The 22,155-nt window shown below is 30.8% G+C and carries 24 protein-coding genes, 1 other RNA gene and 1 other annotated feature; of the genes, 7 read left to right on the forward strand and 18 right to left on the reverse strand.

What is annotated here, in order from left to right:
• Positions 1-208: 208 nt before the first annotated feature.
• Positions 209-1,072, forward strand: a complete 864-nt coding sequence (locus J2S15_RS07545) for a DMT family transporter (RefSeq protein ID WP_307406951.1) — start codon at positions 209-211, stop codon at positions 1,070-1,072.
• Between the two features lie 12 nt (positions 1,073-1,084).
• On the opposite strand, the gene J2S15_RS07550 is transcribed toward J2S15_RS07545, so the two are convergent.
• The 4 genes from J2S15_RS07550 to J2S15_RS07565 all read right to left on the reverse strand — a co-directional run bounded on the left by J2S15_RS07550 (position 1,085) and on the right by J2S15_RS07565 (position 3,285).
• Positions 1,085-1,555, reverse strand: coding sequence for a flavodoxin domain-containing protein (locus tag J2S15_RS07550; RefSeq protein WP_307406953.1), 471 nt, complete (start codon positions 1,553-1,555; stop codon positions 1,085-1,087).
• A 3-nt stretch (positions 1,556-1,558) separates the two neighbouring features.
• Positions 1,559-2,152 (reverse strand): TetR/AcrR family transcriptional regulator, encoded by a 594-nt coding sequence (locus J2S15_RS07555; protein WP_307406954.1) that lies wholly within the window; start codon positions 2,150-2,152, stop codon positions 1,559-1,561.
• 108 nt (positions 2,153-2,260) lie between these two features.
• Positions 2,261-2,860: a nitroreductase family protein gene (locus J2S15_RS07560; protein WP_307406956.1), complete on the reverse strand. Its 600-nt coding sequence runs from the start codon at positions 2,858-2,860 to the stop codon at positions 2,261-2,263.
• A gap of 101 nt (positions 2,861-2,961) precedes the next feature.
• Positions 2,962-3,285 (reverse strand): cyclic-di-AMP receptor, encoded by a 324-nt coding sequence (locus J2S15_RS07565; protein ID WP_307406958.1) that lies wholly within the window; start codon positions 3,283-3,285, stop codon positions 2,962-2,964.
• Between the two features lie 170 nt (positions 3,286-3,455).
• On the opposite strand from J2S15_RS07565, the gene J2S15_RS07570 reads away from it, so the two are divergent.
• Positions 3,456-4,307, forward strand: coding sequence for a patatin-like phospholipase family protein (locus J2S15_RS07570; RefSeq protein ID WP_307406960.1), 852 nt, complete (start codon positions 3,456-3,458; stop codon positions 4,305-4,307).
• 15 nt (positions 4,308-4,322) lie between these two features.
• Here the strand turns inward: J2S15_RS07570 and recR are convergent, their stop codons facing one another.
• The 5 genes from recR to ffs form a co-directional block, all read right to left on the reverse strand.
• Positions 4,323-4,916, reverse strand: a complete 594-nt coding sequence (gene recR, locus J2S15_RS07575; protein WP_307406962.1) for a recombination mediator RecR — start codon at positions 4,914-4,916, stop codon at positions 4,323-4,325.
• On the reverse strand, positions 4,916-5,221 hold the full coding sequence (locus J2S15_RS07580) for a YbaB/EbfC family nucleoid-associated protein (protein WP_307406964.1): 306 nt from the start codon (positions 5,219-5,221) through the stop codon (positions 4,916-4,918). Before J2S15_RS07580 ends, recR begins: the two co-directional genes overlap by 1 nt.
• 2 nt (positions 5,222-5,223) lie before the next feature.
• Positions 5,224-7,182, reverse strand: a complete 1,959-nt coding sequence (gene dnaX, locus J2S15_RS07585; RefSeq protein WP_307406966.1) for a DNA polymerase III subunit gamma/tau — start codon at positions 7,180-7,182, stop codon at positions 5,224-5,226.
• Positions 7,183-7,265: 83 nt separating this feature from the next.
• Entirely contained in the window at positions 7,266-7,721 is a 456-nt protein-coding gene (gene tadA / locus J2S15_RS07590) for a tRNA adenosine(34) deaminase TadA (RefSeq protein ID WP_307406967.1), read from the reverse strand.
• Positions 7,722-7,738: 17 nt separating this feature from the next.
• Positions 7,739-7,832: signal recognition particle sRNA small type (gene ffs, locus J2S15_RS07595), an RNA gene on the reverse strand.
• Between the two features lie 161 nt (positions 7,833-7,993).
• Between ffs and J2S15_RS07600 the strand changes: the two genes are divergently transcribed.
• On the forward strand, positions 7,994-8,380 hold the full coding sequence (locus tag J2S15_RS07600) for a hypothetical protein (protein ID WP_307406969.1): 387 nt from the start codon (positions 7,994-7,996) through the stop codon (positions 8,378-8,380).
• 224 nt (positions 8,381-8,604) lie between these two features.
• Here J2S15_RS07600 and J2S15_RS07605 read toward each other — a convergent pair whose 3' ends face one another.
• From J2S15_RS07605 to dnaA, 9 genes are all read right to left on the reverse strand, one after another.
• Positions 8,605-8,826 (reverse strand): hypothetical protein, encoded by a 222-nt coding sequence (locus J2S15_RS07605; RefSeq protein ID WP_307406970.1) that lies wholly within the window; start codon positions 8,824-8,826, stop codon positions 8,605-8,607.
• Between the two features lie 110 nt (positions 8,827-8,936).
• Positions 8,937-9,482, reverse strand: coding sequence for a GNAT family N-acetyltransferase (locus J2S15_RS07610; protein ID WP_307406972.1), 546 nt, complete (start codon positions 9,480-9,482; stop codon positions 8,937-8,939).
• An 18-nt stretch (positions 9,483-9,500) separates the two neighbouring features.
• Positions 9,501-10,787, reverse strand: coding sequence for a serine--tRNA ligase (gene serS, locus J2S15_RS07615; protein WP_307406974.1), 1,287 nt, complete (start codon positions 10,785-10,787; stop codon positions 9,501-9,503).
• A 40-nt stretch (positions 10,788-10,827) separates the two neighbouring features.
• Positions 10,828-11,026 (reverse strand) — a binding site (T-box leader).
• A 39-nt stretch (positions 11,027-11,065) separates the two neighbouring features.
• Positions 11,066-13,582 (reverse strand): DNA gyrase subunit A, encoded by a 2,517-nt coding sequence (gene gyrA / locus J2S15_RS07620; protein WP_307406975.1) that lies wholly within the window; start codon positions 13,580-13,582, stop codon positions 11,066-11,068.
• A 13-nt stretch (positions 13,583-13,595) separates the two neighbouring features.
• Positions 13,596-15,512 carry a DNA topoisomerase (ATP-hydrolyzing) subunit B gene (gyrB, locus tag J2S15_RS07625; RefSeq protein ID WP_307406977.1) on the reverse strand — a complete coding sequence of 639 codons (1,917 nt, stop codon included), beginning with the start codon at positions 15,510-15,512 and terminating at the stop codon, positions 13,596-13,598.
• The gene (gene recF / locus J2S15_RS07630) at positions 15,509-16,615 is read right to left on the reverse strand and encodes a DNA replication/repair protein RecF (protein WP_307406978.1); all 1,107 of its coding nucleotides are present in this window, start codon (positions 16,613-16,615) and stop codon (positions 15,509-15,511) included. Before recF ends, gyrB begins: the two co-directional genes overlap by 4 nt.
• The gene (gene yaaA, locus J2S15_RS07635) at positions 16,612-16,815 is read right to left on the reverse strand and encodes a S4 domain-containing protein YaaA (RefSeq protein ID WP_307406980.1); all 204 of its coding nucleotides are present in this window, start codon (positions 16,813-16,815) and stop codon (positions 16,612-16,614) included. The genes recF and yaaA overlap by 4 nt, the downstream gene beginning before the upstream one ends.
• Positions 16,816-16,940: 125 nt before the next feature.
• Positions 16,941-18,059, reverse strand: a complete 1,119-nt coding sequence (dnaN, locus tag J2S15_RS07640; RefSeq protein ID WP_307406982.1) for a DNA polymerase III subunit beta — start codon at positions 18,057-18,059, stop codon at positions 16,941-16,943.
• Between the two features lie 147 nt (positions 18,060-18,206).
• Entirely contained in the window at positions 18,207-19,562 is a 1,356-nt protein-coding gene (gene dnaA, locus J2S15_RS07645; protein WP_307406984.1) for a chromosomal replication initiator protein DnaA, read from the reverse strand.
• A 507-nt stretch (positions 19,563-20,069) separates the two neighbouring features.
• Between dnaA and rpmH the strand changes: the two genes are divergently transcribed.
• From rpmH to J2S15_RS07665, 4 genes are read left to right on the forward strand one after another with little or no spacing between them, the layout of a single operon-like run.
• Positions 20,070-20,204 (forward strand): 50S ribosomal protein L34, encoded by a 135-nt coding sequence (gene rpmH / locus J2S15_RS07650; RefSeq protein WP_307406985.1) that lies wholly within the window; start codon positions 20,070-20,072, stop codon positions 20,202-20,204.
• Between the two features lie 44 nt (positions 20,205-20,248).
• Positions 20,249-20,581: a ribonuclease P protein component gene (rnpA, locus tag J2S15_RS07655; RefSeq protein WP_307406987.1), complete on the forward strand. Its 333-nt coding sequence runs from the start codon at positions 20,249-20,251 to the stop codon at positions 20,579-20,581.
• Positions 20,582-20,619: 38 nt separating this feature from the next.
• Complete coding sequence (locus J2S15_RS07660) at positions 20,620-21,513, forward strand: YidC/Oxa1 family membrane protein insertase (protein ID WP_307406989.1); 894 nt, start codon at positions 20,620-20,622, stop codon at positions 21,511-21,513.
• Positions 21,514-21,528: 15 nt separating this feature from the next.
• Complete coding sequence (locus J2S15_RS07665) at positions 21,529-22,143, forward strand: R3H domain-containing nucleic acid-binding protein (protein ID WP_307406991.1); 615 nt, start codon at positions 21,529-21,531, stop codon at positions 22,141-22,143.
• The last annotated feature ends 12 nt before the right edge of the window (positions 22,144-22,155 follow it).

Raw genomic sequence — 22,155 nt, forward strand, 5'->3', positions numbered from 1 at the left:
TTATGAATTATAGCACAAGAATTAGTATGTGCAAGTGTTTTTTTAGAAATAATAAAATAATCTAAAATTCTTCAATATTAGTAACTATAGTTGATATTTTTTTATCGATAAATTGAGGCTTTTTGAAGTTATTTACTTTTGATATCAAAGGAGTCTTTGTTTAATTGTTGAGGTATGATAAAATAACAATATTTAAGGAGTGATAGAAGTGGAAAAAAAAGCAACATTATCTTTGATCCTGACAACGGTGTTTTGGGGACTTGGGTTTATCTTTGTGGATCGAGCATTGCTTGCTGGATGGGAAGCCTTTCCTTTATTGATGGCACGTGGTTTGATTGGTGGAGGAGTACTATTTATTTTTTCTTATAAAAATAAATGGTTTAAAAATAAAAAGACAATTAAACTTGGAATGATCAGTGGAGGATTGTTTTTCTTGGGGTTTGCATTTCAGACAACTGGACAAGGATTATCCAGTGTTCCTAATACAGCATTTATTACTACACTAAATGTATTATTTGTTCCTTTGATATCAAAAGTATTTCTACATAAGTCAATTGATACGAAAGTATATATAGCAGGTATAATAGCACTAATTGGTACTGCAGTACTTTCTTTTAATGGATCTCTTTCATTTCATTTTGGAGATATCCTACTTATAATCTGTGCAATCTTCTTTGCTTTGCAGATTATCTATAATGAAAAATGTGGAGAGCACAATGATCCTATTTCTATTACTTGTATTCAATTATTAACAATGGGAGTTTTATCATTGATTTGTATGCCTGTATTCAATCAGACAACAATACCAAGTGTTGGTTGGGAGAATATCTTGTATCTGGCAGTCTTTAGTAGTGCTATGGCATCGGTTCTCCAATTATTTGGGCAATCGCATGTAGAACCTTCCAGAGCCAGTCTGATACTATCTATGGAAGCCGTGATTGGTACCTTTGCCAGTATTTTATTCTTGGGACAACCATTAGAACCATCGATTATTGTTGGTGGTACCTTAATGATTAGTGCTGTTTTATTAGTTGAATATAAACCAAAACAATTAAGTATGGAAAAGGCATAGCAGAATAAACTGCTATGCCTTGTTTTTTAGTTGGTTAATTAATTCATCAACTTTATCATTTTGAATTGAAGGTTGTTCTTTTCCTTTTGATACTACTTTAATAATTTTCTTTTCCATGAATCCTAATGATGACATTCTAAATTCACCACCAATATCCATTTTACCAATAAATAAATCCTTATATTCAGGAATATTAGTTTCTACCATTTCTTCTATGCTTGGCTCTTGTTGTCCTCTACATAGGAATAGGTACAAATTTTTACTCTTTAATGAATCAACATTACTCTTAAGATATTTCTTAAGCACTTTATTCATTTGTCCAACATAGATTGAACTACCAATTAGGATTGTATCATACATACTAACATCAACATTCTGGTTATCTTCGATATTAACTATATCTGCACTGGTTTGAGCAGCTATCTTTTTTGCGACATCTTCTGTACTTCCATGTTTAGATCCATAGATAATTAACATTTTCATATTCTAGCTCCTTTTGATTCCATTCCATAGAATCTTAACTTCTTCATCGACAAGTACGTTTAATTCTTTTTTACTAAAGTTTTCATTTACAACCATTGAAATAAATCCTAACAGACTCGTCATAATTAGAATTACACTAGGTTCCGTAATATCCTCTCTGATGGCTTTAGCTGCCATTCCCATTTGAAGAAACTCATAGACTTTGTTTGGACCATTCTTTTTATCTTCGATATTATAATCACCAAAGATATTGTATCCACTTTGAATAACTGCTTTTACCTGTTCTGGTTCTTTCAGCATTTCTTCAATAAATGTTCTAACAAATAATTCAAACTGTTCTTCAATTGATTTATCTGCAGCTTTCTGTAGTTTCTTTTCTACCTTTACTACAACATCCATTGATTTCATAATAATAATACTTTCAATGATTTTACCTTTGTTTTCAAAGTAGTTGTATATATTGGTAGAAGAATAATCTATTCTAGCTGCTATTTTACGTATGGACAGTTTTTCATATCCCTCTTCATTAATAATATAGATACTTGCCTGTTGGATATTATTAATCATTTCTTTTTTCTCATTATCTCTGCGACTCATGTTATCACCTCTTGTTAACGTTGTTAATATACTTAACACTGTTAATTATATTACACTTTAGTCAGAATGTCAAAAAAAGGAGTACTTTATGTACTCCAAATATGTTAACTATTTAAATACTCTTACTTTTTCATCAATTGGCATGAATTCTTTTTCACCAGCTGGTGCGATTGGTTTACCTAAAGGCATTTGAGCTATTAGCTTCCATTGCTTTGGTAAATTCCAAGTTTCTTTTACTTCATCATCAATTAATGGATTGTAGTGTTGAAGCGAAGCTCCTAAACCTTCTGCTTCTAAAGTAGTCCATAGTGCATATTGCATCATTGCACTTGCATGTGCTGACCATGCGATAAAGTTTTCTTTGTAACTTGGGAATTGGTTACCCATGTTTTCAACTACATCTTGGTCTTCGAAATAAAGAATTGTTGCATATCCTGAATCAAATGATCCCTTGATCTTATCTTCAGTTGTACTAAAGTTTTCTGCTGGAACGATTTTACGTAATGTTTCTAATACAATACTCCATAATTTATGATGTTGTTCCCCAGTAAGCAATACCACTCTTTGACTTTGCATATTGAATGGTGATGGTACATGCATTGCTACTTCCTTTACTAGTTCCTCTAATTTATCTTCACTTAGTACTTTCTCATCGCTAAGTGCATAGATACTTCTTCTATCTTTAATGCTTTCTAAAATTGTTTTCATATTTGTTAAATATCCTCCTGTTAAGTAAGTTCATTATAGCATCACAATTTTGATTTGCCCCTTTTGATGCTCGAATAAAAAAGAACGATTGCTCGTCCTCTTTATAGTTTTACAAATTTTTCTACATCTACAACGAAGATTGTTGCTCCTCCAACCTGTACTTCTACAGGGAAAGATGCAAATCTGCCAATGTCGTATGATGCTGTAGATGGAACAACTTCTGTTCTTTTTCTACTGTATTCTCCAATTACTTCTATTGCACGATCAATCTTGTCATCTTCAGTCCCTACAATTAATGTAGTATTTCCTGCTCTTAAGAATCCTCCTGTTGTTGCTAATCGAGTAACCTGATAGTTTTCCTTTGTTAGTGCATTCGATACACTGTGGCTGTCATCATTCGACATGATTGCTAAAATTAGTTTCATATATATCACTTCCTTTCCTAAATTATATCAACTTATTTCAAGCAAGTCCATAAATTAACTAGGGTAATCTGTTTTATCTTTATTATTATATAGAAAACGATTTCTTTATCAATCTCTTGTTTAGTTAGTTGATTTTTGTTATCATATGAAAATATATAGAGGTGATATTTATGTACAAGTCTTCATTAGTTTTAGAAGGTGGAGGAATGAGAGGAATCTATACTGCAGGTGTTCTTGATTTCTTTTTAGAAAAAGATATAGGGTTTGAAACAGTAATTGGTGTCAGTGCTGGTGCCTGCCATGCATGTAACTTTATATCAAAGCAAAAAGGTAGAAACTATCATGTTAATACCGATTATTTAAAAGGAAGCAAATATCTAAGTTTTCGTAATTTAGTAAAAACTAAAAGTGCTTTTGGTATGGAATTTATCTTTGATGATATTCCTAATAAACTTAACTTATTTGACTATGATGCATTTCATAATAGTAAGTCACAATTGATTACTGTATCTAGTAATGTAGAAACAGCTGAGCCATTCTATCGTACGATTGTGAATATGTATACGGATGTTGATTATATTAAATCTAGTATATCTATTCCTTTGCTGGCTCCGATAGTTGAACTAGATGGTCGTAAGTTATTGGATGGTGGTATTTGTGACTCTATTCCTATCGCTTATGCACAATCATTGGGTTATGAAAAGAATGTTGTAATTTTAACTCGTGATCCTTCTTATCGTAAAGGTAAAAATAATTTGATGCCTTTAATTCGAAGATCATTTAAGAACTATCCTAAGTTTATCAAAGCAGTTGAAAATCGACATATCAATTATAATAACACTTTAAATTTAATTGATTTATTAAAAAGACAAAAGAAAGTGTTTGTAATACAACCAAAAGAAGAAGTGAAAATTTCTCAGTTAGAGAAAAATCTAGACAAATTAAAAGGTCTTTATGATCAGGGATATGAAGATGCAAAATCATCTTACGATTCTCTATTAGAGTTTTTGACGCAAAAGTAGCAGCTAACTTAGCTGCTACTTTATTTTTATTCTTCCTTCCATGGCTTTGATAATTGTAAGTTCATCTGCATAATCCAAATGACCACCCATTGGTAATCCATGAGCTAAACGAGTAACAGCAACTTCTCTGTTTTCTAATAGTTTAGAAATATACAGTGCTGTTGTCTCCCCTTCTACAGTTGGATTAGTTGCAATAATGATTTCCTGTGTCTCATCATTAATTCGATCCAGCAATGTCATTAGGTTGATATCATCAGGCATAATTCCCTTAGATGTTGATATCACACCATTTAAAACATGATAGACTCCATGATATTCATTTGTCTTTTCCATTGCAATAACATCTTTTGGATGTTGTACAACACAGATGATATTCTTATTTCTACGATTATCCTTACATATCTCACATAAATTATCTTCTGATAAATTACCACAGCGTTCACAGTGATGAATGGAAGTTTTCAAATCTTCAAGACTTTGAATAAAGTCATTGATATCTTCTTCAGAGTATTCAAGCATATCAAAGGCATATCGCTCTGCACTCTTTAATCCAACTCCTGGTAATTTACGTAGACATTCAATTAAGTTTTCAAATTTTTTAGGATACATTAAAACATTCCTGGAACATTCATTCCTGAAGTAAGAGATGCCATGCTTTCTTCTTTATCTTCAGTTGCCTGCGTTAATACATTATTAATTGCCATTTGAATCATTTCTTCAAGCATTTCTTTTCCATCTTCTAATAACTCTTCTTTTATTGATAGTTCTTCTACTTGAAATCCTCCATTTAAAGTTATTTCAACAACTCCACCACCAACGCTAGAAGTATATTTCTTTTGTTTAAGTTCACTTTCTGTTGTTTCTAAATCCTTTTGCATCTTTTGTGCTTGTTTCATTAATGCATTTAAATCCATACTTAGTCCTCCTTAATATCGATGTTTTGTCCAAATAGAATATTTAATGTTTCTATTTTCTCATCTTTCTTTTCAACTATTTCTTCTTCTATCTCAATTACAACAGGTGCTGGTAGTGCATTGATACGATGTTTATTTCTAAAATCTTCAACTACCCTTTCATATTGTATATTAGAGATAGCAAATACTTTTTTCTTTTTCTTTAGCAATTGATTAATAAATGGTAAGAATTCTTTTTGTTTATCCAAATCATTAATTTCATTTGCCTGTGCCTGTGAATTAGTACTTACGATGATAAACTTATCACCACTAGCAATTATATCACTTGAGTCTAATAAGTTAGCATATTTCGCATATTCGATTTCCAAGCGATATTGACCAATATTTTGCATTTGCATACGGTCTTCTTCTTTTTCATTTTTATTTGCACTCACTAATAAACGTAAGATATATTCATCTTCAAGTGATTTAAATTCTTTCTTAGGTGCCTGACTCTCTTGTATTTCAACTACTTCTTCTAATGTTTCTATAATTTCATCATCTGTATCCGGCTCCATAATAATCATTGATTCATCATGGTCAGTTATTATTTCAGATGGCTGAGAATCTTCTCCCTGTGATTTAGGATTAATATGTTCATCTTCTGATGGCATTGTTTCCTGAGGTACTGTTTCAATAATAGGTTCTGCTTCTATATTTGTAATAGGTTCTTCTATTATCTTTGGTTCTTCCCTACTAATTGATTCTACTTGAGGTGTTACTTCTTCCTCTTGAATAGGTTCTTCTATAGAAGGTGTAACTACAACCTCTGGTTTAGTTATTACTTCTGGCTGTTTTTCTCTTGGTTGTTCTACACGTAATGTAGGTGTTTCTACAAATGTTTCACGTGAAACAATTTCCATCATTTTTAATAAAGCAATCTCTAAATATGATATTACTGTAGTAGCATAACGATATTTTTCATAACTATCCATTAGAATATCAATCATTGCCAGACTTTCTTTTGTTGAATTGTCTTTACTTAATTGATTCATTTCATCTACAGTCATGATTGATAACATACTTGAATCTTTAGTATAATCATAGATTACTTTTTCTTTTAATATTTCTACCATATCGTTTGTCAGACGTTTGATATCAATTCCTCTTTGATCCCATGTATCCAATTTATTCATTAAATCAGCTGTTTGTTTGTTTTTAACAAATTCAAATACTTCCAGTTTTTCACTAGTAGTTAAGATACCATAAATATCAAATATATCATTTACTTTAATTAGCTCTGGTGCATATGCATAACACTGATCAAGAATACTTAGAGCATCTCTCATTCCACCATCTGCTAATTCAGCAATCACTGGTAATACTCCATCCTCACAAGTGATATTTTCTTGTTTACAAATATAATCTAGTCTTCCTATAATATCGTTCTTATGAACTTTCGAGAAATCAAATCTTTGACATCTTGAAATAATTGTAGGTAAAACTTTGTAAGGTTCTGTGGTAGCAAGGATAAAGATAACATGTGCTGGTGGTTCTTCTATGGTTTTTAGTAATGCATTATATGCACCTTGTGACATCATATGAACCTCATCAATAATATATATCTTATACTTTCCTTTAATTGGAGCATATTTTACTTTATCAATTAAGTTACGAGCTTCCTCTACCCCATTGTTGCTTGCCGCATCAATTTCTACGATATCTGGATGTGTTCCATCAGCAGCAGCTAAACAGTTACTACAGTGACCACATGGTTTATTTTCATTTTCACAGTTTACTGCTTTTGCGAATATTTTAGCAGTCGATGTCTTTCCTGTACCTCTAGGTCCACAAAATAAATATGCATGTGCAATCTTATTATTATGCACTGCATTTTCAAGTGTTTTTATAATATGTTTTTGTCCTGCCATATCTTCAAAATTATCAGGACGATATGTTCTATATAACGCCTTGTATGCCATAGGTTCTACCTTCTTTCTTCAAGTTCTATTATAACAAATTTAGATACCCTAAACTATATAAAAAACAAGAACAATGTTCTTGTTTAGTTCTTTTGATTTCGCTTGTTTTTAAAAAAGGTTGTAAGCATTGATGAACACTCATCTTTTAAAATTCCTGATGTTACTTCAGGATAATGATTAAATCCTTGTTGCTCATACATTTTAATGCAACTATCAACACATCCTCCTTTTGGATCACTTGCACCATACACGATTCGACCAACTCTTGATAATATCATTGCCCCACTACACATAGCACATGGTTCAAGGGTTACATATAATGTACAATCATTTAATCGCCAGGATCCTATTTTTTTACAGGCCTTTTCAATTGCTATAATTTCAGCATGTGCTGTAGCAATTTGTTTACTTTCTCTTAAGTTATGGGCTCTTGCAATTACTTTGCCATCTTTAACAATGACAGCACCAATTGGCACTTCATCTTTTGCCCATGCCTTTTTTGCTTCTTTAATTGCTTCTTTCATGTATTTTTCGTCCATGGTATTACCTCACAGATAAATTAAAAGCTACCACACACACTAGAGCTTCCACGTGGCTGCTTCGTTCCCGATCTGACCAGATTAGTTAGTTAATGTTGTAGTAGCATTGTTATTGTACCATATCATATAAATTTTTCAAGAGATAATTCCATCTCATTTAAACAAATATACTATCTACTTTTTGCTAACTATTATTCATTCAATTTTCTATTAAGAAAATTGAATATAGATAGCTAGTATGATACTGTTTAATTGAGAAAGGATATTACATTATGAAAGAAAAAGTTGAATTTAAGAATATGTATTTTGATAAAGATAATAAAACATTTACTATCCTAAAAGGTAAAAAAGGAACTTATTCCTATACTGATATTGTTAAATGTTATGTTGCCAACGATGATGCAAAATTTGAAGGTAAAGAAGAACCATTTAAACATACTGTTATTGGAGATGTTCTTCAACCCCTTGTATTCACTAATAAGTATGTTTATGTAGGTGTAATATTTGAAATGAAAGATCATTCTAAAATCTATGTATATGTTTCTGATGATAAAACTCCTGTTCAAACATTGCAGTATTATGAAGATAAAAGAAATGCTGATGATATAAAGGCATTTACTAAAAACATAATTAGTAAATATAATCCAACTAGTAACTAGATGTTTCACGTGAAACATCTAGTTATCTATTAAATAATTTAATTGCGATAGTTATACATATAGCTTCCTTATAAAGTGATTCATCATAAACATCACATTCAATACATCTATCAAACCGAGCTTTTATATAATTTATTTTAAATAAAGTTGTTTCGTTGTCAACAATCGTATAATTATATATATCATGTCTAATAATTTCCAATTAAGATTATCAAAATAATATCTTATTCCCGTATAAGGAAACTTTTGTAGTAAATCAAAAGTTTTTTTCCTTTTATACTTATTTGAAAACTAGTCTTAAATAAATAGAATCCATTTGTAATATTTCCAACTAATCTATCTTTTGAATCATATAAATCAAAATCAACTGTAAGCCACATATCCTCATTACTTAATCTATATAGCAACACTTCATTTTCATCATATATTAAAAAATTATTTTTCATGTTTTCTCTTCTAATAAATAGTTTCATGTTTTCATTATATCATCAAATAGTATTTACATTATTACAAATGTTTCACGTGAAACATAAAAGACACCTACAATTGTAAGTGTCTAATCTAATTCTTTTATCATTCCTATAAAAGCAAATGTATTTTCACTATATTCTTTATCTCCATACATTCCAGTAATTTTATTGAAACCTTCTTTAATCCAAAAATTAAGACCTTTCCAGTTTTTTAAATATACTCCTATTCCCATTTTAGTATAGTTTGTATTCCTAACTTCATTACCTAATACATTAATAACTTCTTTAGCATATCCTTTTGATTGATATTCATTATCAATTACAAATAATCCTATCCATAATACATCAGGTGTAGGATATCCTAAATATAAATCAATAAATCCAATAATTGTATTATCCAAATAAATTGACTTAAATCGATGATTCTCTTTAGAAGCATTCTCTACTGGAGGTAAATCTCCTTCTAATATACCTTTACGTATATAATCATCAGTAAATGCATCACCTTCTAATAATTCTTTATCTGTCCATGAATCACAAATTTTCTTTAATTGTTGTTCCTCTTCTATTACTGCATCTTTTATAACCAAACGATCTGAAGTAAGATTTCCTAACAAAAGTTTATTCTTCATCCTTGAATTTACCTTTTCTTATTGATTAGGTACCAGTCTTTTCTTACCACCCATATATGGTTGTAAGACTTCAGGAATATCAACTGATCCATCTTCATTTAAGTTATTTTCTAAGAATGCAATTAACATACGTGGTGGAGCTACTACTGTATTATTTAATGTATGAGGGAAATATTTTCCATCTTCCCCATCAACTCTAATCTTTAATCTTCTAGATTGAGCATCTGTAAGATTTGAACAACTTCCTACTTCAAAATACTTTTGTTGTCTTGGACTCCATGCTTCTACATCAACACTCTTGCTCTTTAAATCAGCTAAGTCACCTGAACAACATTCAAGTACACGAACTGGAATATCTAAACTGCGGAATAAGTCTACTGTATTTGTATATAGTTTTTCAAACCACATTGGACTTTCTTCTGGTTTACATACAACAATCATTTCTTGTTTTTCGAATTGGTGAATACGATATACTCCTCTTTCTTCTAAACCATGTGCTCCTTTTTCTTTACGGAAACATGGAGAATAACTAGTGTAGTTTTGAGGTAATGTTTTTTCATCAATAATTGTATCGATGAATTTACCAATCATAGAGTGTTCACTTGTTCCAATAAGATATAAGTCTTCACCTTCTATTTTATACATCATACTTTCCATTTCATTGAAACTCATAACTCCAGTAACAACGTTACTTCTAATCATGAATGGTGGTACACAATATGTAAACCCACGATCAATCATAAAGTCTCTTGCATATGTGATTACTGCTGAATGAAGTCTGGCAATATCACCCATTAAATAATAGAATCCATTACCTGCAACTTTTCTAGCACTATCTAAATCAATACCATCAAAAGTTTCCATAATGTCTACATGATAAGGAATTTCAAACGCAGGTACTACTGGATCACCAATAATTTCACGTTCAACATTTTCACTATCATCTTTTCCAATTGGAACACTATCATCAATCATATTTGGAATAATCATCATGATTTCTTTTACTCTAGCCTGTACTTCTTCTCCACGAACTTCTAATCCACTTAGTTCATCAGCAATCGATTTTACTTCTTCTTTTATCTTTTGTGCTTCTTCTTTTTTTCCTTGGCCCATCAAGGCTCCAATTTCTTTACTAATTTTATTTCGCTTAGAGCGAAGTTCATCTACTCTTGTCTGAACTTGTCTGCTTTCTTTATCCAAAGTAACAACTTCATCAACTAGTTCTAATTTACTGTCTTGAAATTTCTTTTTAATATTTTCTTTTACTGCATCTGGGTTTTCTCTTAAAAATTTAATATCGATCATTATATAATCCTCCTTTTAATAAAAGAAAAGAAGGATGGCATAAAGGGACGTCTTTGACGTGTTGCCACCCTTCTTCAACAATTAAGTTCTCAAAGTTATAACGTAACTACCGTAATTGAATACTATATTTCTTCAATTCACTCCAAGGTTGATTTCATTAAACTCACACATTGATTTACACCATCCATCAATTCTCTTTGCTGCTGTATTTAATTACTTATCCTCTTCATCGCTTTATCTAATTTATACCTTATTACTAAGACACTGTCAATTAATTTCTATTCTTCTTCTGTTACTGCTTCAGCAGTTTCTTCAACTACTTCAGTTTCAGTTACCGTCTCTGTTGTTTCAGTAACTTCTGCATTTTCATCAATTTCTTCTTCTTTATCAACGATTGCTACACGAGCAACTGATTCCGTTTCAGAAACATTAATTAACTTAACCCCTTGCGTATTTCTACCATATACCCCAACATTTTCAAGTGAGATTCTGATAATAATACCTTCATTGGTCATAATCATAGCATCTTCATCACCATTTACCGACCTTACAGAAACTAATTTTCCTGTTTTATCAGTAACATTGATGGTCTTAACTCCTTTGGTACCACGTGAAGTTAAACGATAGTCTTCAATTTCACTACGTTTACCATATCCATTTTCACTTACTGATAATAGATACTTACCTTCTTTATTGGTAGCAACACCAACTACTTCAGATCCATCTGTATTAAATCCTTTTACTCCACTGGCACTTCTACCCATTGGACGTACTTGGTTTTCATCAAAACGAACTGCCTTACCATTTGATCCAGCTATAATAACCTCTGTATCACCATAAGTAGCTTTAACATCAATAATTTCATCATCATCTCTTAATGTGATGGCTATCTTACCACTTTGACGAATTAATGTAAATTCATCAACACTTACTCTCTTCACAAGACCATTCTTGGTAACGAAAAATAAGAACTTTGCATCATTACCATCAACTGGTACTAATGATTTAATATATTCTCCTTCTTGCAACTGTAGTAAGTTTACAACAGGAATACCTTTTGATGTTCTTGAACCACTTGGAATCTTATATCCTTTGATGCGATATACACGTCCAGTGTTTGTGAACATCAGTAAGTGATCATGTGTTGACATAGTTGTCAGAATATCAATGATATCATCTTCATTCATACTCATTCCCTTAACACCACGTCCACCTCTGTTTTGGGTACGGTAAGTATCACTAGGAATCCGTTTGATGTATCCAGTTGCAGTCATGGTAATAACTACATCTTCTACTGGAATTAAATCTTCATCATCAATATCTAATCCAATATCACTAATTTCCGTTTTACGTTCATCACCATATTTTTCTTTGATTTCAGTTAATTCATCACAAATAATTTGGCGTACACGTTCTGGTTTTTCTAGAATATCTTTTAAATCAGCAATTAATGCAATTAATTCACTGTATTCATTTTCAATTTTTTCTCTTTGTAATCCTGTCAGACGACGTAATTGCATTTCTAGAATAGCTTTGGCTTGAATTTCAGATAATTCAAATTTTTCCATCAATCCATTCTTAGCACTTTCATCATCATTTGAATTACGAATCAATGCGATTATTTCATCAATATGATCTAATGCAATACGTAATCCTTCTAAGATATGAGCACGATCTTCTGCTTTTTTAAGATCAAATCTTGTTCTTCTTTCAATTACTTCAATTTGGTGAGCAATGTAATGTTCTAATGCTTCTTTAATTCCTAACTGTCTAGGTGCACCATTTACAAGTGCCAAGAAGTTTACACCAAATGAAGACTGTAATGGAGTTAAACGATATAACTGATTTAAAATTACATCCGCCTGAACATCTTTACGAAGTTCAAGTACAATTCTTACTCCATCTCTATTTGATTCATCACGTAACTCAGTAATACCTTCAATTACTTTATCACGAACTAAATCCGCAATCTTTTTAACCATTGAAGCTTTATTTACCTGATAAGGAATTTCATTAAAGATTAAAACTGTCTTACCATTTGATTTTTCTTCAATATTTACTTTTGATCTGGTAACGATAGATCCTCTACCAGTTTCAAATGCTTGTTTAATTCCAGAACGACCTAAAATTACTCCACCAGTTGGAAAGTCAGGACCAAAGATATGGTTTTCCATTAATTCCATTGTTGTAATTTCAGGATTCTTAATAATTGCCAATGTAGCATCAATTGTTTCACTTAAGTTATGTGGTGGAATGTTTGTTGCCATCCCAACCGCAATTCCCATTGATCCATTTACAATCAAGTTAGGGAACTTAGCAGGCATAACTGATGGTTCTTTTTCTTCACCATCATAGTTATCTTGAAAGTCTACTGTATCTTTTTGTAAATCACGAACAATTTCCATTGCCATCTTTGACATACGTGCTTCGGTATAACGCATCGCTGCAGCACCATCACCATCCATTGAACCAAAGTTTCCATGTCCTTGAACCAAAGGATAACGATATGAGAAATCTTGAGCCATACGAACCATTGCATCATAGATAGATGAATCACCATGAGGGTGATACTTACCCATTACATCCCCAACGATTCTCGCTGATTTCTTATAAGGTTTGTCGCTGTACATACCTTGTTCATTCATACCATAAATGATACGACGATGAACTGGTTTTAAACCATCTCTTACATCTGGTAATGCACGAGCCACAATAACTGACATTGAGTAATCAAGAAAACTCTCTTTCATATCACTGGCAATGTCTAATTGAATTACTTTATTTTTATCATCCATTTATAATTGCCTCCTAAATATCTAAATTCTTAACATATACAGCATTTTCCTGTATAAAGTTACGACGAGGTTCTACTTCATCACCCATCAATATTGAAAATACTTCATCTGCTTCAATCGCATCATCGATTGTTACTTGTTTCATTGTTCTGTTTTCAGGATTCATAGTTGTTTCCCAAAGTTGATCTGCATTCATCTCTCCAAGACCTTTATAACGCTGGATATTTGTACGATCACCCATCTCTGCACGAATTTCTTCCATTTGTGCATCTGAATAAGCATACTTCACACTATTTCCACGTTGTACCTTATATAAAGGAGGTTGTGCTACATAAATGTAACCACCTTCAATAACTGGTTTTAAATAACGATAGAAAAATGTAAGTAGTAATGTACGAATATGTGCTCCATCGACATCGGCGTCGGTCATGATTACAATTTTATGGTAACGAAGATTTTCAGTTGTAGCTTCTTCTCCAATACCAGTACCAAATGCAGTAATCATTGAGCGAATTTCCTGATTTTCAAAAATTCTTGTAAGTCGAGCTTTCTCAACATTCAGAATTTTTCCTCGAATAGGTAAAATTGCCTGAAATTTAGGATCACGCCCTTGTTTGGCACTTCCTCCGGCAGAGTCCCCTTCGACTATGTAGATTTCGCATTGACTTGCATCTTTACTAGAGCAGTCAGCTAATTTACCAGGTAAAGAAGAAATTTCCAGTGCACTCTTTCTTCTTGTAAGTTCTCTTGCTTTTTTTGCAGCCATTCTTGCTTTTGATGCAACAACCGCTTTATCCATAATAATTTTTGCCGTATCTGGATTTTCCATTAAGAAACGTTCCAGTTGAGCCCCTAAAATTGATGATACAATTTTACGAACTTCAGAGTTTCCTAATTTTGTTTTCGTTTGTCCTTCATACTGAGGATTTGGATGCTTAATTGAAATAATTGCTGTAATACCTTCACGAACATCATCTCCAACTAAGGATTCATCCTTTTTAATAAATCCATTTTCCTGTGCATACTTATTAATAACTCTAGTTAAGGCTAAACGGAATCCATCTTCATGAGTTCCCCCTTCAATCGTATTAATATTATTACAGAAAGAATATACGTTTGGCATATATCCACTGTTATATTGAAGCGCAATTTCAGCGATAATATCATCTTCCACACCTTCAACATATACAACATCATTATGCAAAACTTCTTTACTCTTATTTAAATATTCTACATATTCTTTAATACCACCTTCATAGTGATAAATTTGTTTAACTTCTTCATCTCCACGTTCATCAATAAGAATCATTCTGATTCCTTTGTTTAAGAATGCCAACTGACGTACTCTTGTTTTCAAAGTATCAAAATTATAAACTGTTGTTTCTGTGAAAATTGTTGGATCAGCTTTAAATCTAACAATTGATCCATGTCTGTCAGTATCACCAGTAATTTTTAATGGAGCTATTGCTTTACCACCATTTTCAAAACGAATAAAGTTAATTTTACCATCCTGATGAACTTCAACTTCCAACCATTCTGATAAGGCATTTACTACCGAGGCACCAACACCGTGAAGTCCTCCACTTACTTTATAAGCTCCTCCACCGAATTTACCTCCGGCATGCAGCACTGTAAAAATTGTTTCTACTGTAGATATTCCAGTTTTTTTATGTAAACCTACTGGCATTCCACGACCATTATCTTCAACACGAATAACATTATCTTTTTCAATTACTAAAGTAATGTCACTGGCATATCCAGCTAATGCCTCATCAATACCATTATCTACAATTTCCCAAACTAAGTGGTGAAGTCCTCTTTCTGCAGTTGTCCCAATATACATACCAGGTCTTTTACGAACTGCTTCCAATCCTTCCAATACCTGTATATCGTCTGCGGTATAAGAATGCTGTACTTTTTCTTCACTCATTGACTATTCCTCCTCATTATCTCAATCATTCCATTATCAATTTTCCAATAATGGATATTATTTGAATTTTCAATTTGAATCATATCTGTCGTAGAAATAAATATTTGTATTTCTTTCGGTAATAATTCAAGTAATTTCTTTCTTCGCTCTTCATCCAATTCCGAAAATACATCATCCAATAATAATATTGGATATTCACCCGTAATTTCATGAATTGCATAAACAATACCCAACTTCAGACTTAAGAGTATAACTCGTTTTTGTCCTTGCGAAGCAAAGGTATTTACTTCTTCACCATTCATATAAAACATATAATCATCCCGATGTATTCCAATACTCGTTGATTTAAAATATAAATCCTTTTTACGATTTTTCTTATATTTCTCATATAACTGGCTTTTCATAACTTCTTCATTTTCATCATAGTTCACATCACTAATATAATCATAAGTAATCTTGCCATGAGTCCCTGATAACTTTAAATAAAAATCCTCACTCTTACTTAAAATATCATCCATGAATTTTTTACGTTGTTTTACTATCTTCAGTTGAAGTGCAATCAGCTGATCATCTAAAGTATCAATGAAAATTTCATCAATAGTGTCATTCTTCAGATAACTGTTGCGTTCTTTCAATATCTGATAATAATCATTCAATGTTTTTGTATAGGTCTTTGATAATTTACCTAATTCCAAATCAACAAACTGTCTTCTTCGTTTTGGTGTTGAAGAAAATAAATTCATATCATCTGGATAGAACATCACTGCATTAAAAAAGCCTATAAAGTCACTGACCTTTTTAATAGGATTTCGATATAAAAACAAATTTTTACCACTTTCATTAAGATTACAGCGAATCTCAATTTCTTTACCCTGTTTTTCAATACACGCACTTATATTAAAAAAAGTAGAATTATTCTTTATAAGACTACGATCATCTTTAATACGATGACTCTTCGTACATGATAAATAATAAATGCTTTCTAATAAGTTTGTTTTACCTTGTCCATTTTTACCAACGATTACATGTATGCCTGGTGTAAATTCAACTTGTACTTTTTCATAGTTACGGAAATTTACAATTGATAACAATTTTAAATTCATGCAATTTCAAAAGTCTGTCCTTCGATAGTAATTTTATCGCTTTTATACAATTTACGTCCACGACGATTTTCTGCTTCACCGTTTACGGAAATTTCAAGTTCTTTCACTGCAAATTTAGCCTCTCCACCACTGCTTATAAAGTCAGTAATTTTAAGAAATTGCCCAAGTGTGACATATTCTGTATTTATTGGTATTTTCATAGTAAAAACCTCATTTCACATCGTTATAATTATACCACATTTTCCACATTTTACCTAATATTTGTGGAGAATAGAAAAACCGAAAAGAGACATAAAAAAAGTGCACATTTTCAGTGCACAAATTCTTATAAATAGGTACGAACTGGAAGTACTAATTGAAGTACTTTATCGTCCTCTACACCTTGAATAATAAATGGCTTCATTTCACCACTAAATTTAAATACAATGGTAGATGAATTAATTGCTTTAATTGCTTCAAATACATAGCGACCATTAAATGAAATACTTAAATTGTCTCCAGTAAACTGAGCAGTTCTTAAAGTTTCAATTGCAGATCCAATATCTTGTGATTTACTAGATAAAATAGATTCTTCACTATTAAGATCTAATTTAATGATATTTACTCCATCATTCTTAATAAAACTTACACGGTCAATAGAACCTAAAATATCTCTGATATCTAATTGTAACTCATATGCAAAAGATTCAGGAATCAATTGCTTTGTATCTGGAAATTTACCATCAATTAAACGAGTTTGAATCGTCGTATTATCAACAATAAATAATACTTTCTTATTTGAAAGATAAACTTCTATTTCTTTATCTTCATCTAATGATTTCATTAATTCATTTAAACTCTTTGCTGGAATGATAATGTTGTAGTTAAAACTTTTATTAATTTTAAAAGATGTTTTAGCTAGACGATAAGAATCAGTTGCAGTACATTCTACATTATCACCATCAATAAAGAAATTAATACCATTTAAGTATGGACGAGTATCTTTATCACTTGTTGCAAATATAGTCTGATTTATAATTTTCTTTAACTCTGTACTACCAATGGTAAAGAAATCTTCACTCTTATCAAAATCAATTAATGGATATTCATTGGCATACATACCAATAATATTAAATTCAGAATTTTCATCACTGATTTTAACATTACATCCATCAGCAACTTCAATCTCAATAATATCTGTATCCATCTTTCTAACAATATCTAAAATATATTTAGCTTCAATAACAATTGATCCAGTTCTAATAATTTCTAAATGATATTCATCTCTTGCAGATAAATATGTCTTAATAGAAATATCTGAATCACTTGCCATTAAACAAATATCAGTTTCATTAACATTAAATTTAATTCCTGAGAATGCAGGTAATGGTGAATAATTTGAAATAGCTCTTGATACGATGTTCAATCCATTCAGCAGTTCTCTTTTACTTACTTTGAAAAACATTTTGGAAATCCTCCTTTTATATAGTTATTTTTAAGAATATTACTATTAGTATGTGGAAAATGTTGAAAACTTAATTTAATACACTATTCATCGTCTTATTTGACAATTTATAGTGTTCATTATTTAAGTGGAAATTGTGGGTAAATTTCAAGCAACAAGACCCAACCTACGTTTGATATCACTAATTACGTCTTTGTAGACCTTTTTTTCTTTTAGTAACCTACTTATTTTATCATAAGATGTCATAATTGTAGAGTGGTCTCTGTTACCAAATTCAGATCCAATCCTTTTAAAAGGTGTATCCAACAGTTCCCTACTAAGATAAATAGCGATATGACGTGCATTTGCAATATCTGCAGTTCTTGATTTTGATTCAATTTGTTTTTGGGTAATATTATAGTAATTACATACTTCTTTTTTTATTTTTTTAATTGTTAATTCATCATTTTGATTAATAATTGGATTTTCCTTAAACATCTCAATTGTAAATTGCTCATCAATTACTGGTGGATTGTAGATAATCGCTTTGAATAATAATTCATTCAATGCCCCTTCAAGTTTACGTACATCCTCGTTAAATTTATGTGCAATATAATATAAAGCATCTTCACTTATATTAATTTCTTTATTTCTGCCCTCTAATTTCTTTTGTAAGATAGAAACTGCTGTTTCAAATTCTGGAGATGTAATACTAACTGATAGCCCAGACGTAAAACGAGAGATAATACGATCGTTTATATTCTTTAATTCAGAAGGATATACATCACTCGTTAAAATGATTTGTTTACCATTTGACTTTAATTTGTTGTAAATATTGAAAAATAATTCTTGTGATTGATTGGTTTTTGCTAAATGTTGAATATCATCAATTAAGAGATAATCAAGTTGTATAATATTTTCAATCAGTTCATCTGTGTTCTTTTCTTTTAGTGAATTAATAATTAGTGAAATAAAATCATTACCATCAATATATAAATATTTAATCTCAGGACGATTATCCTTTAAGTAATTACATATTGCATGTAATAAATGGGTTTTACCAAGTCCAGAGTTACCATATATAAATAATGGATTAAAGAAACTCTTTTCCTTTGAATATGCACATCCATAAGCAGCAGCAAATGACTGTTGGTTACTTTGTCCCTGAATAAAGTTATCAAAGGTATATTGATCAAGTATTTTATTTCCATATTCGAAAATAAAATCTTTCTTTTCTTCTTTCTTGATTGTTGAAATTTCACTAGTTAACACAATTTGGCTTTTGATATCTCGATCAAAAGCATCACTTAATAGTCGATTAAATTCATCAATATTCTGAATAAAGAAGTTTTTGTCCGTTATATACGGTACTTCAATAACAGCTAGATCATCGCTTACATTGTAAAGAAGAGATTTTTTTATATAAGAGTGGAAAACTGGTTCGTCAAAGATATTATTATCCTTAATATTATTCAAAATTTGGTTCCAAATGGATTGAAAATTATTTTGAACAGTATTACTCATATAAATTCTCCTTTCATTGTGTGTAAATCTATAAAATATATTACACTATATTCTATTATAATTCTACATACAAAATAGTTTTCCACATTCTGTGTGATATTCATAAACCCTTTAAATAAGGATTATTATGATGAAAAAAAGTTATCCACATCTTTTGAGTGTGGAAAAACTGTGGAAATAATTATTCAAAATTTCTCCATAGTGGAAAATAGGGAAAACTTTTCAACATCAAATCTCCTCTTAACAAACTTTTTAATATAACAAACCCTTATATAATCGTCTTAATAGTAATCTTTCAACATTTTCCACACTATGTGGAAAACTATCTGTTTTGGAGTATGGAAAATAGATAACAATTATAACTAATTCTCAATATTTTAGGCATAAATTCTTATATTATTATTTTTCGATTGTTATTGACTTCTATGTAGTTGTTAAGGTATAATCATAAAGCAATGTTGATTTATATAAATATTAGAGAAAAAAGAAGAAATGGAGGTGTCTCTTTTGAAAAGAACATATCAACCATGTAAAAGAAAACATCAGAAGACTCACGGGTTTAGAGCTCGTATGAAAACACCTGGAGGACGTAACATTCTAGCAAGAAGACGTAGTAAAGGTAGAAAAGTTTTATCAGCTTAAAAATATCTCGTAATGAGATATTTTTATTTTAAAAGAGGTAGTTTATGAAAAAGAAATACCGAATCAAAAAGAAGGATGAATTTACATCCATTATCAAACATAAAAAATATTATCATTGTCCAGGTATTGTATTGTATGTAGAAGCAAAAAAAGAAAATCAACCAAGAGTAGGAATTACAGTTAAGAATAAAATTGGAAATGCAGTTGTACGTAATAAAGTAAAAAGACAAATACGTATGATGGTGAGTGAAATTTACAATTTTGAAGAGGATTTTGATTCTATTCTGTTAATAAAGGAAGATTTTCTTGAAAATAGCTATAAAAACAATAAAAATAACTTGGAAAGATTGTATAAACAAGTTACAATTAAAAAGTAAGAAAATTTATGTTGAAGTAGAAATGAGGAAAAAAAATAATGAATCGTATAAAAGAGTTTTTGAAGGATAATAAGAAAATATTACTGATGGCAGTTTTTCTTCTTGTATTTGTTACTGCGTGTACAAGTGTAAGGGATTCTAATGGTAATATTGACCCAAGTAAGTTAATTACAACTAGTACTTCATATGGTGACAGTATTGGAGAAGGTTGGTTTAATATTATTGTTTGGCCAATCGCACAATTAATTAATATTATTGGTAATGCTACTGATGCAGGTATTGGGGTTATTGCAGTTACGTTATTGGTTAACTTTATTACTGCAGCTGTTTCAATCAAACAACAAGTAGCTACACAAAAAATGCAAATGATTCAACCTGATCAACAGCGTATTCAAGCAAAGTATCAAGGTAAAACAGATCAAGCATCAAAAATGCGTCAAGCACAAGAATTACAAGCATTATATAAGAAACATGATATTAATCCTATGGGATCAATGGTTACAATGTTTATTCAGTTACCAATTATTCTTGCAATCTATCAAGCAGTAATGAGAGCTGACGTTGTAAATTCAGGATCATTCCTAGGAATTAAACTTACTGGAACTCCAATGGAAGGTATTACAAGTGGGAATATCCCAGTAATTGCTATTTTCTTATTAATGGTAGTATTCCAAGTTGTATCAATGAAATTGCCACAATACTTGGCGAAAAAACGTAAAGAAAATTCAAATGTTAAGACAAAAGATTATGCTAATCCTCCTAAACAAGGTGGTATGATGGGTAACTCTATGAACATGATGATGTATATGTCAGTTGGGATGATCGTTATCTTTGCAATTAACTGGCCATTAGGGATGTCATTCTATTGGTTAGTATCTGCGGTTACTAGGGTAATTCAAAATATTGTAATTCAAAAATACTTCATTAAGTAATTAAAGGAGGTTCATATGAAACAATATACAGGAAAAACAGTAGAAGATATTTTAAGTAAAATTTCCAGTGAACAGAATATAAGTACTGAAGATATTACTTATAATATTATTGAGGAAAAAGCAGGATTTCTTGGAGTAGGAAAAGAAGTAACAATCGAAGCTTATACAAAAGAAGATATCAAAGACTATATCTATGATTATTTACAACTATATTTTGAAAATATAGGTATGGATATTGAAATGACAATTACTGAAGATGATAAAGATTTCTATAAAGTAAACTTAAATGCATCTAACAATGCAATCTTGATTGGTAAGAATGGTCAAACATTACAAGCAATCAACACTGTATTAAAATCAGCAGTTTCATCAGTATTCAAAAAAAGAATATCATGTTTAGTTGATATTAATGGTTATAAGGATGATCGTTACCGTAAAGTAATAGGAATTGCAACAAGAGTTGCAAGAACTGTTGTTTCTACCAAAACAGATGCAATCTTAGATCCAATGCCAAATGATGAGCGTAAAGCAATTCATAATCATCTGACTACAATGCCACATGTGGCAACCATATCAGAAGGTGAAGGTAACCAACGTCGATTAAAAATTGTATATGTTGAAGAAAAATAAACATTAAGGTCT

This window comes from Breznakia pachnodae, from assembly GCF_030814225.1.
In the GTDB taxonomy this organism is placed as follows: domain Bacteria; phylum Bacillota_I; class Bacilli_A; order Erysipelotrichales; family Erysipelotrichaceae; genus Breznakia; species Breznakia pachnodae.